The following is a 15,743-nucleotide window of genomic DNA, read 5'->3' on the forward strand; positions in this document are numbered from 1 at the left end:
TCAGAACGCTGTGCTGTAGAACAGCGAGTACGACTCTATGCCGTCGTTTGGCTGCTTTATACCGGCGTTGGAGTAGTGCATGGCACGGATGCCTACCTTCTGTTCTCCCGGCAACTTCAGGCCAAAGCCGATACGGTCTTCAAAGTTGACCGCCGACCCCAGTCGCTGGTCGCCCACGTCGGTCTTTGAAAACGCTGCCAGGCCAATACCTGCCTCGATGTAAGGCGTGTAGGTAAAGCCGCTGAACTCATACGTGAACACCGGGCTGAACGACAGCGAGTGCGCACCACTGGCATCGCCACCTTCCCAATAGGTGTAGGCCGCATCCCAGTAACCGCTCACATGGCCGGCGCTGCTTTCCAGCCATGTCTTGTCCCAGTCGAACGACAGGCCGATACGGTACGTCATGTCACCTTGGCCAGTGGCGCCCACGGCGGCTGATATCTGCGCAGCCTGGACCAGATCGGCCCCGGCAAAGGCCAGCACTGCAACGGCCAGCGAAGCGGCTAGACGGGTTTTCATCAACGACTCTCCTGATGGTCTACACGGCAAGCGGGGGCTTGGGCCCCTCGATGTTTTGCGCTGACCGGTGCATCCAGACCGGTCATACGAAGTAATACTTTTCTGATTATTGTCCAGATAATCAGAAAGTTGGAAGTATATTGCCACTATTGGCTAAAACACTCGGTAAAGATGTGCCTGCCGGGCACAGGCATTCGCGAGGCGTGACCTTACCCCAGGCAGGAGTACATCCGTACTCCTGCCTGCCTCTTCATCAACGCCAATTAAGGCTAACGGTCGTGGGGGCCTTGCCCGTGACGGCCGCCCACTGCTGCACCGCCTGACCTTGGGCATTGCCAATGACCTTGTATTTGCCGGGAGGCAGCTGCACATACAGCAGTGGCCCGGCATCGCTGACGCTGATCACGGGCTGGCCCTGGGCAGTCTGGATATCGACGGTGGCCCCGCTCTGGAACTTGCCTTCCGGGCCGGTCGAAAGCTCTACGTGCAGGTCATAACCCGTGGTCTTGCGCAGGGCATTGGCCTCGTCCTGGCCGATACCGCCCTGCAGGTAGCGCACGCCATTCTGCTCCTGCGGTTGCAACTGCACGGCCTGCATGTCGATGGGGGCATTGAGGTCGGCGGCGGCGGCCAGGGTCCATGGCAGGGCCAGGGTGATCAGTAAGGCTGCGCCGAGCGCATAGTGATGGTTACGCATGGTACGACCCTCCTTTCGAGGATGGCTTACCTAGCATTTGATCCTCCCAGCGAAGGGGTGTTCGTGCTGATGCCTGGTCATGGAGATGAAATTCACTTCAGATAATCAGGTTATCGAGTGAAAACATCAGCTTGCGCGGCCTTCTTCAAGCAACTTCACGAACATGCTCAAACTGCGCGAGACCGTACCCCGTCGCCATACCAGCCAGGTTTTCAGATAGCGGAAGTCCTCCGACATTGGCCAGGCGCTGACGGTGCTGCACCCGGGCATATTGTCGAGCATGCTGCGTGGCAGCATGGCCAGGCCGGCACCCGCACTGACGCAGGCCAACATGCCGTGGTACGACTCCATTTCGTGGATCTTGCCCGGTACCGCCTGGTCCTGCACGAACCAGTTTTCGAAGTGATGGCGGTATGAACAGTTGGCACGGAAGGCGTAGATGCTTTCACCGTTCACGTCCTGGGCGCGGGTCACCGGTGTATGGTTGAGCGGCGCAATGACCATCATCTCTTCCTCGAACACCGGAATGCCCTCCAGCGTCGGGTGCAGCACCGGGCCGTCGACGAACGCAGCCACCAGGCGGCCAGACAACACGCCTTCGAGCATGGTCCCGGAGGGCCCGGTGGACAGGTCAAGGTCTACCTTGGGGTAGCGTTGGTTGTAGGCGGCCAGCAGCGCCGGGATGCGCACCGCCGCCGTGCTTTCCAGCGATCCGAGGGCAAAGGTGCCCTGCGGGTCTTCACCCGCCACGGTCAGCCGCGCCTCATGGACCAGGTCGAGGATGCGCCGGGTGTATTCGAGGAAGTTCCAACCCGCAGGCGACAGGCGCAGGCGGCTCTTCTCCCGAATGAACAGTTCTACACCCAAGTCCTCCTCCAGTTGCTTGATGCGCGTGGTCAGGTTCGACGGCACCCGATGGATGTGCTGCGCGGCGGCGCTGATGCTGCCCTGCTCTGCCACGGCCTTGAAGATCTCCAGTTGCACCAGGTCCACAGGCATTCTCCAAACGTGAATGTTTCGCTCATTATTATTCAGTTTTCATTAAAGCCATAGCCCACTAGTCTGGCCTCATTGATTAACAACAACGAGAGTGTCCCGCCATGAGCGCGATCAGCAGCCTGACCCACGCCATCTCCCTCGACCCGTACAGCGGCGAGCAGATTGGCGCCTACCCGTTCGACACCGACGCCGCACTGGAAGCGGCGCTGCAACGTGCCAAGGTTGGCTATCGCCAGTGGCGCCAGGTGTCGCTGGGTCAGCGCAGCGAGTACCTGCTGGCCCTGGCCGGCACCCTCGAAGCCAAGGCTGAAGCTTTCGCGCACATGATCAGCCGTGAAATTGGCAAGCCGATCGCCCAGGCCCGTGGTGAAGTCGCCAAATGCGTTGGCTTGTGCCGCTGGTACGCCGAGCACGGCCCGGCCATGCTCGCCGCCGAGCCGACCCAGGTCGAAAAAGCCCGTATCGAATACCGCCCGCTGGGCCCGATCCTGGCCGTGATGCCGTGGAACTTCCCGGTCTGGCAGGTGCTGCGCGGCGCCGTGCCGGCGATTCTGGCGGGTAACACCTACGTGCTCAAGCACGCACCGAACGTAATGGGCAGCGCCTACCTGATGGGTGAGCTGTTCAAGGATGCCGGCCTGCCGGAAGGCGTGTTCGAAGTGTTGAACGTGACCCCGGATGGCGTCACCCGCGCCATCAACGATCCGCGCATCGCCGCCGTGACCCTGACCGGCAGCGTGCGTGCCGGCATGGCGATTGGTGCACAGGCCGGTGCCGCGCTGAAGAAGTGCGTGTTGGAGCTGGGTGGCTCCGATCCCTTCATCGTGCTGGCCGATGCCGACCTGGATGCTGCCGTCCAGGCCGCGGTGATAGGCCGCTACCAGAACACCGGCCAGGTGTGCGCCGCCGCCAAGCGCCTGATCGTGGAAGCCAGCATCGTCGATGCGTTCACCCACAAGTTCGTTGAAGCCACTCGCCAGTTGAAAGTCGGCAACCCGCTGGAGGACGACACCTATATCGGCCCGATGGCCCGCTATGACCTGCGCGACGAGTTGGACGGCCAGGTTCAGGCGACGTTGGCCGAAGGCGCCACGTTGCTGCTGGGCGGCAACAAGGTCGAAGGCGTGGCCAACTTCTACGCGCCGACGGTGTTCGCCAATGTCACCCCGGACATGACCGCGTTCAAGCAGGAGCTGTTCGGCCCGGTAGCGGCGATCATCACTGCACGCGATGCCGACCATGCCGTGGAACTGGCCAACGACAGCGAGTTTGGCCTGGCCTCGACCATCTACACAGCCGACTATGCGCTGGCCGAACGCATGACCGCCGCACTGGACACCGGCGGCGTGTTCATCAACGGCTACTGCGCTTCCGACCCCCGCGTGGCGTTTGGTGGCGTGAAGAAGAGTGGTTTCGGCCGTGAGCTGTCGCACTTTGGTGTGCGCGAGTTCACCAATGCCCAGACCGTGTGGCTGGACCGTAACTGATTCATGACCCTGGGGCTGCTTTGCAGCCCCAGCTGTGTCAATCCCGCACCTGGTCCTTGACCCAGTCCAGCATCCCCCCCGGCACGATCAGTTCATGCCGCGCCCGCGAACAGGCGGTATACAACCCCGCCAGCATACGCGCCCGTTCATTGCGGTTACCCGCCACCTGTGGCGCCACCATCAGCTCCGGCGACACCATCACCCGGGCAAACTCCATGTTCTTCACATCCCGTACTCGCCCCAGGAACAGCTTCGGCGCCTTGTCCCAGCGGTAACGGCTCTTGGCCTTGGCAAAGTGCTCCGGCGTGTAGCCCTTGCGCAGCATATTGGCCACGGCGACGAACGCTTTGTCATCGCCCTTGTCCTGTTCCAGCGCCTGCCAGCTGGCATAGCGGAACAGCATCGGGTGGCGCGGTCGGGTGCCGTAGCGGTACAGCTCGATGCAGTCCTCGACGAACAGCTCAAAGTCCTTGCGAGCGCTTTTCAGCAACAAGAACGGCACCCCCTGATGCGTCAGGCGCTGGAACCAGCCAAACAGGCCCCATTCATCATCGACGATAAGCGCCGTGGGCTGTTCCGGCACCATCACCGTATCGAAGAAACTGACCCGGGTGTAGTGCTCGGCGTTGCCACTGAAGGCCGCCTGGATCGTGGCCGGGTGCGCCTGGATCAGCGGGTTGAGCACATTGTCCATTGCCGGCCCGGCGCGCAGTGAATGGTCAATGCAGCGTTGCCGGATGAAGCTGCCATGGTGCGGGCTCAGGCCGTTGAGGTTTTGCAGTTCGTCACCCAAGGTAATGATCGACTGCGGACTGCGATCGAGTACCGCCAGCATCGGTGCCGACAGCTCGTGGGCCTCGTCGACGATGACATGGGTGTAACGGCTGTCGATCACATGCTCGGTCAGCGACAGCAGCTTGACCCGGTGGTAGTCACGCACCGGTAGCTGAATGTCCCGCGCCGACGGGCGAATCAGCTCTTGCCAGTACAGACGCGCCTTTTCCAGCAGCACCTCCTGATCCAGCGGCGAGGTGCCAGGCCCGGCCCAGGGCAAGTGATGCAGCTGAAGCTGGGTATCGGCACTGTGGCAGAACGTGCGCACGGCGCGGATGCACAAGGCAACCACGTCACGCGCTGCGAGCGGGCCGATATCAGGGATCGCCAGCCAGCGCACCACTTGCGCTTCCTGGGGGCGCCAGGACAGCTTGGTGCGGTATGGATCGCGCAATCGCCAGCCGTTGCTGGTGAGGTCACGGTTGAGCAGCTCGTCAGCCAGTTGGCCGAAGGTCAGCGCGGTATAGGCGGCAGCGTCCTTGACCCGCGCCTGCAGCGCGCGCAACTGCCCTTCGGTCAAGGCCAGCAGCAAGGTGCGCTGTGGCTCCAGCAGCCGGGCGAACTGGTGAATCAGGAAGGTCTTGCCGGTGCCGGCGAAACCTTGCACAGCCACCGACTCGTCAACGCCACTGAGGAATTCACGCAGCAGGCGGTTCTGCTGGTCGCTGAGCATCAAATCACTGGCCAGCGACGGCAGGTACACCGGGTGCAGCGGTGTGGCCCGTTGGCGGTAGCGGTCGGCGAACTGGAAGTTCCACTGGCCTTCGTCATCCAGCCATTCGTCCGCCTGGTACTCCACTTCGGCCGACAGCAGTGCAATGCCATTTTCGCCCAGCATGCCCAGGCCCATGGCGAACGCTTCGCGATCGAATTGCTGCGCTACCTGGGCCTGGAAGCGCCCGGGGGCGACACCTTCGACTTCGTTTGCGATGCGCACGATTTCGGCGAAACGACGCTCCTGCGCGTCGGCCGACGCGGTGGCAGGCTGGCGTGGCAGGTTTTGCACGAACAGCACGGCAGCGGCATCGAGCACACTGGCGGTGGTGAAGAACTCGGTTACGGCGGCGCTGGCGAGGCGGTCAGCCTGGTCGCTGGGCAAAGGCAGGTAGAACATCGGCACCTCGGGTGAAATCAGGGCGGCACGATAGCAACTTTCGGCGTGGAATGCTGGGCTCAGTGTTGCCTGGGCTGGCTTCTTCGCGGACTTGCCCGCCCCCCAGGCTACGTGCGATTCACGAAACCATGCTGGCGCTGTGGGAGCGGGCGAGCCCGCGAAGAGGCCGGCAGCCCCGCCTCCACCTCAAACCCTGCAGCGCTTCAATGTTTCACTGGGAAACTCCTTGAACAACTGCCGGTAACTCTCTGAAAACCTTCCTAAATGCCAGAACGACCAACGCATCGCCACCTCGGCCACGGTCACGCCGCCACCGCGCAACAAATCACGCCGCGCACCGTTGAGCCGGCGCAGGCGCAGCCAGTGCGCCGGCGGCATGCCGGTAAACGCCTTGAACGCCTGCTGCAACTGGCGCAGGGAAACGCCAGCCACATCTGCCAGCTCAAGCAGGTTCAGCGTCTCTTCCGGGCAGTCGGCCGCCCATTCGCTGACCCGGTGCATGATCGCCCTTTCCTCGTCCCGCCGCCCCAAGGCCACGCCCTGTAAACGCTGGCTGGCGTTGTCGAGAATGAACAGACAGTCCTCCAGCAACTGCTCAGCCAGGGCCTGCCCTTGCGACGGGCAACCCTCCTCGCCCAGCCGGGTCAAGGTGGCGCTGAGCCAGCTGCCGAACAGCGCATTCTGGCCGCTACCCAATGGCACCATGAACAACCCTTCCAGACGCTGCGGGTCTAGCCCATGGCGGGCCAGGAACGCCTGGTCGAACACGACCGCCACTTCGTGGTAGTTCTCCGGCGTAATCCAGATATTGCGGCTTTGTTCGTTCAGCAGGTACAGGCTGTTCTCGCTGCGGTCGAAGCAAAACGCCAGCGAGCCGCTTGGCGCGCGGAAAAACTGCTCCACCCGGGTGTTCAGGCGCTCTTCGTACACCTCCACACCCTCCAGCCCCAGACAACGCAGCTCACCGCTGAAGTAGCCGGGCGACATCTGCCGGTACTGCTGCTGCCAGCCAGGGGTGGCGCGCACTTGCTCGGTGACATCAGTGGTGTGGAAAGCCTGGACCTTCAACGCATTGGCGGTTGTCACACATCGTCCTGTATGCACTCTTTTGGTGCATTCGATACTGAAGAAAGTGGATAGATTGCCCCGGGGGACTGCGACCAAGATAGTCTGCAGCGCGTCACCTGGGAAGCGTAACGCCTTCGCAACTGTTCAACGGTTTTCGCAAGCGCCCACGCTCCCCCACTAAAACCCAACCAAGAGGTCTGTATGAACGCCCCCTTCGATCAGCTGTCCACCTGGCTGAAAGAACATCGGATCACCGAAGTCGAATGCGTGATCAGCGACTTGACCGGCATCGCCCGCGGCAAGATTGCGCCCACCGCCAAGTTCCTCCATGAGCGAGGCATGCGCCTGCCAGAAAGCGTGCTGCTGCAGACGGTCACCGGCGACTACGTCGACGATGACATCTATTACAACCTGCTCGACGCCGCCGACATCGACATGGTCTGCCGCCCCGATCCCACCGCCGTTTACCAGATACCGTGGGCGATCGAGCCAACCGCGATCGTGATCCATGACACCTTCGACAAGCAAGGCAACCCTATCGAGCTTTCGCCACGCAACGTGCTGAAGAAGGTGCTCAAGCTGTACGCCGACAAGGGCTGGCAGCCGATCGTCGCGCCCGAGATGGAGTTCTACCTGACCAAGCGCTGCGAAGACCCGGATTTGCCACTGCAGGTGCCACTGGGGCGTTCCGGTCGTGCTGAAAGTGGCCGTCAGTCGTTCTCGATCGACGCCGCCAACGAATTCGACCCCCTGTTCGAAGACGTCTACGACTGGTGCGAGATCCAAGGCCTGGACCTGGATACGCTGATTCACGAAGACGGCCCGGCGCAGATGGAAATCAACTTCCGTCACGGCGACGCGCTGGACCTGGCCGACCAGATCACCGTGTTCAAGCGCACCATGCGCGAGGCCGCGCTCAAGCACAACGTGGCCGCCACGTTCATGGCCAAGCCGATCACCGATGAACCAGGCAGTGCCATGCACCTGCACCAGAGCGTGGTCGACATCGCCACTGGCAAACCGATCTTCGCCAACGAAGACGGCAGCATGAGCCCGCTGTTTCTGCATCACATCGGCGGCCTGCAGAAGTACATCCCCAAGCTGCTGCCGATGTTCGCGCCCAACGTCAACTCGTTCCGCCGCTTCCTGCCGGATACCTCGGCACCGGTGAACGTCGAGTGGGGCGAAGAAAACCGCACGGCCGGCCTGCGTGTGCCCACGTCCAGCCCTGAGGCGATGCGGGTGGAAAACCGCCTGCCGGGCGCCGATGCCAACCCTTACCTGGCCATCGCTGCCAGCCTGCTGTGCGGCTACCTGGGCATGGTCGAGCAGATCGACCCTAGCGCACCGGTGCAGGGCCGCGCCTATGAGCGGCGCAACCTGCGCCTGCCGATCACCATCGAGGATGCGCTGCAGCACATGGAAGACTGCGAAACCGTGCAGCAGTACCTGGGCAAGCAGTTCGTCCAGGGCTACGTGGCGGTCAAGCGCGCCGAGCACGAGAACTACAAGCGCGTCATCAGCTCGTGGGAGCGTGAATTCCTGATGCTGAGTGTCTGATCCACCGCGAGGGGTGCTTTGCACCCCATGCACAGGCAAGCCTGCTCTGAACTCCAAGAACAAGACCAACGAGGTGTTCCCATGCGTCATCTGCAAGCCCTGATCCCCGCTGCATTCACCCTGCTGTTCGCCACCACCACCCAGGCCGCGCCCACGGTCAGTGTGTACAACTGGACCGACTACATCGGTGACACCACCCTGGCCGACTTCCAGGCCAGCAGCGGAATCAAGGTGGTCTATGACGTGTTCGACTCCAACGAAACCCTTGAAGGCAAGCTGTTGGCCGGGCGTACGGGTTATGACGTGGTGGTACCGTCCAACCACTTCCTCGCCCGCCAGGCCCAGGCCGGCGCCTTCCTGCCGTTGGACCGCAGCAAGCTGCCGAACTGGCAGCACCTGGACCCCAAACTGCTCAAGCAACTTGAACAGAACGACCCCGGCAACCAGTACGCCGTGCCTTACCTGTGGGGCACCAATGGCATCGGCTACAACGTCGACAAGGTCAAGGCGGCACTGGGTGTGGACCATATCGACTCATGGGCGGTGCTGTTCGAGCCCGAGAACCTGAAAAAGCTCAAGCAGTGCGGCGTGGCATTCATGGACTCGCCCGACGAACTGTTCCCGGCCGTGCTCAACTACCTGGGCATGGACCCGCGCAGCGAAAAACCGGGCGACTACGCCAAGGCCGAGGCACGCCTGCTCGAGCTGCGCCCCTACATCACCTACTTCCACTCCTCCAAGTACGTCTCTGACCTTGCGAACGGTGATGTCTGCGTAGCGTTCGGCTACTCCGGCGACGTGTTCCAGGCCGCCAACCGCGCCGTAGAGGCGAAAAACGGCGTGAAGGTTGCCTACAGCATTCCCAAGGAAGGCAGCAACCTGTGGTTCGACCTGCTGGCCATCCCCAAGGACGCCAACAACCCCGAGCAGGCCCTGGCGTTCATCAACTACCTGCTCGACCCCAAAGTGATCGCCAAGGTCAGCGCCACGGTCGGCTATGCCAACGCCAACCCGGACGCCAAGGCCTACATGGATGCATCGCTGGTGAACAACCCCGAGATCTACCCACCCCAGGAGGTGCTGGACAAGCTGTACATCTCCAGCACCCCAAGCCCAAAAATCATGCGCGTCATGACCCGCTCCTGGAGCAAGATCAAGTCCAACCGCTGAGTCGAGAACGCTCATGTCTTTCAATACCCAACACACCGCCTCGTACTACGCCGCCACCGCGCGCGACGCGGCACCCTACCCCAGCCTGGACAGTGAACTGACGGCCGACGTATGCGTGATCGGCGGCGGACTGACTGGGGTCAATACAGCCCTGGAGCTGGCCGAGCGCGGCCTCTCGGTGGTACTGCTGGAAGCCCGACGCATCGGCTGGGGCGCCAGTGGGCGCAATGGCGGCCAGCTGATTCGCGGTATCGGCCATGATGTCAGCGGCTTTGCCCGGCATGTCGGCCAGGACGGTGTGCGCTACCTGAAGCAGGCCGGCATCGACTCAGTGGAGCTGGTGGCCGAGCGCATCGCCCGCTACGGCATTGCCTGCGACCTGCGCTGGGGCTTCTGCGAACTGGCCAACACTGCGGCGCAGTTCGCCGCCTTCAAGGAGGAACAGGACGACCTGGCCGCCTTGGGCTATCGCCATGAAACACGCCTGGTCGGTGCCGGGCAACTGAACGAGATCGTCGCCAGCGACCAGTACGCTGGCGGCCTGGTAGACATGGGGTCGGGCCACCTGCACCCACTTGACCTGGTCCAGGGCGAAGCCCGTGCGGCCCACAGCCTGGGCGTGCGCATTTTCGAGCAAAGCCCGGTGCTGCGCATTGAGCACGGGCCCAGGTTGACGCTGCACACGGCGCGCGGCAAGGTGCGCGCAAGCAGCCTGGTGCTGGGCTGCAATGCGCACCTCGATGAACTGGAACCGCGCCTGAGCGGCAAGGTACTGCCGGCCGGCAGCTATGTGGTGGCCACCGAACCCTTGCCCGAAGCGCTGGCCAGCAGCCTGATCCCGCAGAACATGGCGCTGTGCGACCAGAAAGTCGGCCTGGACTACTACCGCCTCACCGCAGACCGCCGCTTGCTGTTCGGTGGCGCCTGCCACTATTCCGGGCGCGACCCTAAAGACATCGGCGCGTACATGCGGCCGAAGGTATTGAAAGTGTTCCCGCAACTGGCCAACGTGCGCATCGACTACCAGTGGGGTGGCATGATCGGTATCACCGCCAACCGTTTCCCCCAGGTCGGGCGCCTGAACCAGCACCCCAACGTGTATTACGCCCAGGGCTATTCAGGCCACGGGCTGAACGTGACGCACTGGACGGCGAAACTGCTGGCCGAAAGCATCGCCCTCGGCCACAGCCACGGCCTGGATGTGTTCAGCGCCGTGCCGCACCTGACCTTCCCCGGCGGCAAGGCCCTGCGCTCACCCCTGCTGGCACTGGGCATGTTGTGGTACCGCTTGCGTGAGGCCCTGGGTTGAGTGGGCAGCAACGTTTGCAGCGCCCCTCAGGGCGAGCCACGCTCTGTGTTCTTTTCAACGAGGATTGCCCCGTCCACTGGCCAACTGCCTCGCACCTGCTAGCGTTGTTGAGGCCGACCTCTCATGGATGCCTTTTCATCATGAAATCATTGCCTCGCATTACCCTGTTGTGCGCCGCGCTGCTTGCCGTGGCCGCCTGCTCCAGCAACCGCGTGGACCCCAAGGATTACTCCGGCTTCCTCAAAGACTACAGCCGGCTGCAAGAGGCCAAGAGCCCGTCGGGTGACCCGGTCATGCGCTGGATCGACCCCAAGGTCAATATCAATCAATACAGCCAGGTATTCGTCGAGCCAAGCCAGTTCTACCCCAAGCCGCAGCCCACAACGGTTATCTCGCAGCAGACGCTGCAGGAAATCACCCGCTACTTCAACGAGGCCCTGCGCCGCGAAATGGGCAGCGTGATGCCGTTGGCCAAGGGGCCTGGCCCGGGCGTGATCGTGGTACGCCCGGCGATCACGGCAGTGTCCACCAGTAACGAGGGCCTCAAGCCTTACGAGGTGATCCCTATCGCGCTTATCGCGGCAGGAGTGAATACCGCCATGGGTGGACGTGACCAGGACGTGGATGTCGGTGTGGAGGCAGCGTTCCTGGACGGCGCCAGCCAGAAGGTACTGGCCCAGGTGGTCCGCAAGGGCGCGGGCCAGGAACTGGAGAACGATACCCAGAAGCTGACCTTGAATGACGTCAAGCCGGTGCTCGATGGCTGGGCCAAGGACATGCGTGCGAGCTTCGTGGCAGCCAAGCAGAAAGGCCGCTGAGTCCGTCGCAACCGGGTTCAGGAGCGGCCCATCGTGACACAAGGCCGCTCCAGTTGACCGCGTTAAAACTCAGCACTCGACAAAAGCGACCGCCAAACCGCCGCGCGAGGTTTCCTTGTAATTGGCATGCATGTCCGCCCCGGTATCACGCAGGGTGCGGATCACCCGGTCGAGCGAGATGAAGTGCTCGCCATCCCCCCGCAGCGCCATCTGCACAGCATTGATCGCCTTGACCGCAGCAATCGCATTGCGCTCGATGCACGGCACCTGCACCAGGCCACCCACCGGGTCGCAGGTCAGCCCAAGATTGTGCTCCAGGGCAATTTCGGCGGCGTTTTCAAGCTGGGGCGGCGTAGCACCCAGTACCTGCGCCAAGCCGGCAGCAGCCATCGAACAGGCTGAGCCCACCTCCCCCTGACAACCCACCTCGGCACCGGAAATCGAGGCGTTCTTTTTGCACAGGATGCCAACCGCCGCTGCGCCAAGCAGGAAGTCCACCACATCAGCATCGCAGGCACCGGGGTTGAACTTCATGTAATAGTGCAGCACCGCCGGGATAATGCCGGCTGCCCCGTTGGTGGGCGCGGTAACCATACGCCCACCGGCGGCATTCTCTTCATTGACCGCCAAGGCGAACAGGTTGACCCACTCCATGGCGCCAAGGGTCGAGCCGATCACGTTGGGCTTGCCCAACTCCTGCAGGCTGCGATGCAACCGCGCGGCGCGGCGCTTGACGTGCAAGCCGCCCGGCAGGACGCCCTCGTTGCGCAAGCCGTTCGCCACGCACTCACGCATGGCCGCCCAGATGCGCAGCAAGCCTTCGCGCACCTCGGCCTCCGGGCGCCAGGCGCATTCGTTGGCCATCATCAGTTGCGCCACACTCAGGTTGTGGGCCTTGCACAAAGCCAGCAGTTGGGCACCACTGTCGAATTCATAAGGCAGCATCACGGCATTCGTTTCGTTTGCCGGCGCATCGATTTCGGCTTGCTCGACGATGAAGCCGCCACCCACCGAAAAATAGGTCTGGCTCAACAGGCTGTGCTGCCCGTCCATGGCTTCCAGGCTCATGGCGTTGGGGTGATAAGGCAGGCTCTCGTCGAGCAGCAGCATGTCACGGCCATAGTCGAAGGCCAGCGGATGGCTACCGTCGAGCATCAGGCAGTGCTCTTGCAGGACCTGTCCGATGCGCGACTCGATCGTGGACGGGTCGATACGGTCCGGCCACTGGCCCATCAAGCCTAGCAGGCACGCGCGGTCGGTGGCATGGCCAACCCCGGTAGCCGACAGCGAGCCATACAGCCGCACTTGCACGCGCGTTACCCGCGCCAGCACCCCCTGCTCACGCAAGGCCTGGGCAAAGGTGGCCGCCGCCCGCATCGGGCCCACGGTATGGGAACTGGACGGCCCGATGCCAATTTTGAAAAGGTCGAAAACACTGATAGCCATGCTAATGCCTGACCCTACCCTGATATGCATCCAGGATAGGGGTGTCTGAAGAAATTGAGCGTTATTGCGAATTTGCGCGATACTGCCGCGCTGGCTCACGGATGACCAACGAAACTTCCTAAGCAAGCCTTTAGTGGTACTAAACGATGCGACGACAACTCAACGGTCAGATGTTCGTCTGGCTGCATGTTTTTGCCTGCGCAGCCCGGCACTTGTCCTTCACCCGCTGTGCCGAAGAGCTGCACATCACCCCGGGCGCGGTCAGCCAGCAGATGCGCCAGCTGGAAGAGCGCCTGGGCTACCGGCTGTTCCTGCGACGGGCGCGCGGCGTGGAGCTGAGCGCCGAGGGGCAACGCCTGGCCCAGACGGTGGCGGAAGCCTACGGCAGTATCGAAGCCGAACTGCTGCGGCTGGACGCGGGGGAAATCCGCGGCACATTGCGTGTGCGTTCGATCCCCTCGTTCCTGGCCAAATGGCTCACGCCGCGCTTACCGCGTTTTCAACAGCGCTACCCGGATATCGAACTACGCCTGGTCGCCGAAGACAGCGCCCAGGCGCTGACCCCGGGTGACTTCGACCTGGCCATCGACCTGAACGATGGTAGCTACCCAGGCATGCTCTCGACGCCGCTGCTGGACGAGCAGATCTTCCCGGTGTGCTCACCTGCACTGCTACGCGGGCGCCCGCCGCTGCACGGCCCCGCTGACCTGGCGCACTACCCGCTGCTGCATGACATCACCGCCTGGCGTGGCAGTTCGGAATATGCCGAGTGGGAGTTCTACCTGGAAGGCATCGGCGCCGCCGGCCTGGATGTGCGGCGCGGGCACACTTTCAACCGCAACCACCTGACCATCGAGGCGGCGATTGCCGGTATCGGCGTGGCGATTGCACGACGCACGCTGCTCAATGACGAACTGGAGCGCGGCGCACTGATCGTGCCCTTTGGTGTACCGATCGCCAACCACAAGCGTTATGTGGTGCATTACCCGCCAGGCGGCTTGAACCAGCCAGGTGCGCGGGCGGTGCATGACTGGCTGGTGGAAGAAGCGCGGGGGTTCAGGGCGTTGCATCCGTTGAACAAGGAATAGCCACTTGGGCGCGCTTGAGCAGGAGCGCTTCGCTCAATAAGCCTGCTTACCGGTGAAGGCATTGAGCGTGCGCACCAGGATCACGAAGTCCAGCCACAACGACCAGTTGTTGATGTACTCGATGTCCGAGTCGACTCGCTGGATCATTTGCTCGATATCCTTGGTCTCCCCCCTGAACCCGCGCACCTGCGCCAAACCTGTCATGCCGGGCTTGATATTGTGGCGGGCAAAGTAGTCAACGATATCCTGCGAATACAAGGTGTCATGTTGCAAGGCATGCGGCCGCGGCCCTACCAGGGACATTTCCCCGGTCAGCACATTGAACAATTGTGGCAGTTCATCAAGGCTTGTACGCCGGATAAAGGCGCCGACCCGGGTCAACCGTGGGTCATTCTTCTGCGCCTGCTTGACCACACCTGCTTCCGGTTGGTGAACATGCATGCTGCGAAACTTCCAGATACGGAACGATTCTCCTGTCCAGCCGGTACGTTCCTGGCGGAAGAACACCGGCCCGCGGCTGTCGATCTTGATGGCCAGCGCAACAGCCAGCAATACGGGTGATGCAAACAGCAAAATCAACGCGGCCAGCACCCGGTCCTCAAGGTTTTTCAAGAACAGGCTCATGCCCGTCAAGGGTGTCTCCGACAAGGTCAGCACCGGAATGCCGGCAATTTCCCGCACGCTGTGGTTGATCAGGCGCAACGAGAAGATATCCGGCACCCAGTTCACCGCAATGCACTTGTCGAGCAACTTGAAGTAAACGTCGTTGATGACCTCGGAGCCACCCAGTGGCGTCACCAGGTACACCGTACGAATGCCGTGTTGGGCCACCAGCTCGTCGAGGTCGCCAATATGCCCCAGCACTGGCAGGCGCTGCTTGCCCTCGGCACTCTCCAACCCCTGCCCATCGCCTTTGTCGAGCAGCACGCAGCCCAGCACTCGTTCGCCAAACCACGGGTTGTTGCTGATTTTCTGATACAGGAAGTTGGCCAGGTCACCGTTGCCGATGATCAGGGCATTGTCCAGGCGCGCATGCGCACTAAAGCGCTTTTGCAGTTCGCGCACGGCAAAATGCAAGAATAGCTGGGCGACATAACCAATGACGAACAGTTGCACCACCAATAGCCGTGAATAGGTTTCGCTCTGTTTGGTCAGGAAAGCCATGACGACCAGGAAGCAAAACGTTGCCGACCAGGCCTTGAACAGGCGGAACGCCTTGATCGAAAGCCCGACGTTGGTGCGGTAGATGGCGTAATGATCATAAATGACTGCCAGTGCGCCAATCAGCAACAGCAGCATGATCACGTAATCGGATGTGATATAGCCGAACTGGTCGTAGATCAGGTACCAGGCAATACCGGTGACGGCAATACCATCGAGGCCGGCCTGAATGGCGTTACTGACACTGCTTCTTCTCTGGAGTAAGGAACGACTGCTTCTGGGTTCGAAAACCATTTCAGACCTCATCAAAATGAGCGTAGCAAGTGCCTTCCATCAAACAGCAAGTTTTGAAAACAGGTTACGCAAAGCCCGTGCAGCAGGCGCGTGGCGCTCTCAAGCGATTGATATCACTGTAGCAGCCACCCGCTGCTGGCGTACCCGGAATCACCGCTTGTGCGATCGTTGACCGA

General features: G+C 62.1%; 13 protein-coding genes. 6 read left to right on the plus strand and 7 right to left on the minus strand.

The window, feature by feature from the left end:
• From I8746_RS07160 to ptrR, 3 genes are all read right to left on the minus strand, one after another.
• The gene (locus I8746_RS07160; protein ID WP_221100389.1) at positions 1 to 522 is read right to left on the minus strand and encodes an acyloxyacyl hydrolase; all 522 of its coding nucleotides are present in this window, start codon (positions 520 to 522) and stop codon (positions 1 to 3) included.
• A gap of 253 nt (positions 523 to 775) precedes the next feature.
• A complete protein-coding gene (locus I8746_RS07165; RefSeq protein WP_014859588.1) occupies positions 776 to 1,219 on the minus strand; it encodes a hypothetical protein in 444 nt (147 codons plus the stop codon).
• 126 nt (positions 1,220 to 1,345) lie between these two features.
• Positions 1,346 to 2,212, minus strand: a complete 867-nt coding sequence (gene ptrR, locus I8746_RS07170) for a putrescine utilization regulator PtrR (RefSeq protein WP_004374302.1) — start codon at positions 2,210 to 2,212, stop codon at positions 1,346 to 1,348.
• Between the two features lie 107 nt (positions 2,213 to 2,319).
• Here ptrR and I8746_RS07175 point away from each other — a divergent pair, with 107 nt between their 5' ends.
• Positions 2,320 to 3,705: an aldehyde dehydrogenase family protein gene (locus tag I8746_RS07175; RefSeq protein ID WP_004576278.1), complete on the plus strand. Its 1,386-nt coding sequence runs from the start codon at positions 2,320 to 2,322 to the stop codon at positions 3,703 to 3,705.
• A 37-nt stretch (positions 3,706 to 3,742) separates the two neighbouring features.
• On the opposite strand, the gene I8746_RS07180 is transcribed toward I8746_RS07175, so the two are convergent.
• Positions 3,743 to 5,653 (minus strand): AAA family ATPase, encoded by a 1,911-nt coding sequence (locus I8746_RS07180; RefSeq protein ID WP_004576279.1) that lies wholly within the window; start codon positions 5,651 to 5,653, stop codon positions 3,743 to 3,745.
• A gap of 186 nt (positions 5,654 to 5,839) precedes the next feature.
• A complete protein-coding gene (locus tag I8746_RS07185) occupies positions 5,840 to 6,739 on the minus strand; it encodes a helix-turn-helix domain-containing protein (protein ID WP_014756660.1) in 900 nt (299 codons plus the stop codon).
• A gap of 183 nt (positions 6,740 to 6,922) precedes the next feature.
• Here I8746_RS07185 and I8746_RS07190 point away from each other — a divergent pair, with 183 nt between their 5' ends.
• The 4 genes from I8746_RS07190 (at position 6,923) to I8746_RS07205 (ending at position 11,578) form a co-directional block, all read left to right on the plus strand.
• The gene (locus tag I8746_RS07190) at positions 6,923 to 8,281 is read left to right on the plus strand and encodes a glutamine synthetase family protein (protein WP_004374294.1); all 1,359 of its coding nucleotides are present in this window, start codon (positions 6,923 to 6,925) and stop codon (positions 8,279 to 8,281) included.
• A gap of 81 nt (positions 8,282 to 8,362) precedes the next feature.
• On the plus strand, positions 8,363 to 9,451 hold the full coding sequence (locus I8746_RS07195; RefSeq protein ID WP_004374291.1) for a polyamine ABC transporter substrate-binding protein: 1,089 nt from the start codon (positions 8,363 to 8,365) through the stop codon (positions 9,449 to 9,451).
• 13 nt (positions 9,452 to 9,464) lie between these two features.
• Positions 9,465 to 10,760 (plus strand): FAD-binding oxidoreductase, encoded by a 1,296-nt coding sequence (locus I8746_RS07200; protein ID WP_014859591.1) that lies wholly within the window; start codon positions 9,465 to 9,467, stop codon positions 10,758 to 10,760.
• A gap of 140 nt (positions 10,761 to 10,900) precedes the next feature.
• The gene (locus tag I8746_RS07205; protein ID WP_012052369.1) at positions 10,901 to 11,578 is read left to right on the plus strand and encodes a DUF3313 domain-containing protein; all 678 of its coding nucleotides are present in this window, start codon (positions 10,901 to 10,903) and stop codon (positions 11,576 to 11,578) included.
• Positions 11,579 to 11,647: 69 nt separating this feature from the next.
• Here I8746_RS07205 and I8746_RS07210 read toward each other — a convergent pair whose 3' ends face one another.
• Complete coding sequence (locus I8746_RS07210; RefSeq protein ID WP_121783533.1) at positions 11,648 to 13,024, minus strand: L-serine ammonia-lyase; 1,377 nt, start codon at positions 13,022 to 13,024, stop codon at positions 11,648 to 11,650.
• A 146-nt stretch (positions 13,025 to 13,170) separates the two neighbouring features.
• Between I8746_RS07210 and I8746_RS07215 the strand changes: the two genes are divergently transcribed.
• A complete protein-coding gene (locus I8746_RS07215; RefSeq protein WP_012052371.1) occupies positions 13,171 to 14,112 on the plus strand; it encodes a LysR substrate-binding domain-containing protein in 942 nt (313 codons plus the stop codon).
• 33 nt (positions 14,113 to 14,145) lie between these two features.
• On the opposite strand, the gene I8746_RS07220 is transcribed toward I8746_RS07215, so the two are convergent.
• Entirely contained in the window at positions 14,146 to 15,567 is a 1,422-nt protein-coding gene (locus I8746_RS07220) for an undecaprenyl-phosphate glucose phosphotransferase (protein WP_004374281.1), read from the minus strand.
• Positions 15,568 to 15,743 lie beyond the last annotated feature (176 nt).

Source organism: Pseudomonas sp. USTB-Z, from assembly GCF_019691255.1.
Lineage (GTDB): Bacteria > Pseudomonadota > Gammaproteobacteria > Pseudomonadales > Pseudomonadaceae > Aquipseudomonas > Aquipseudomonas alloputida.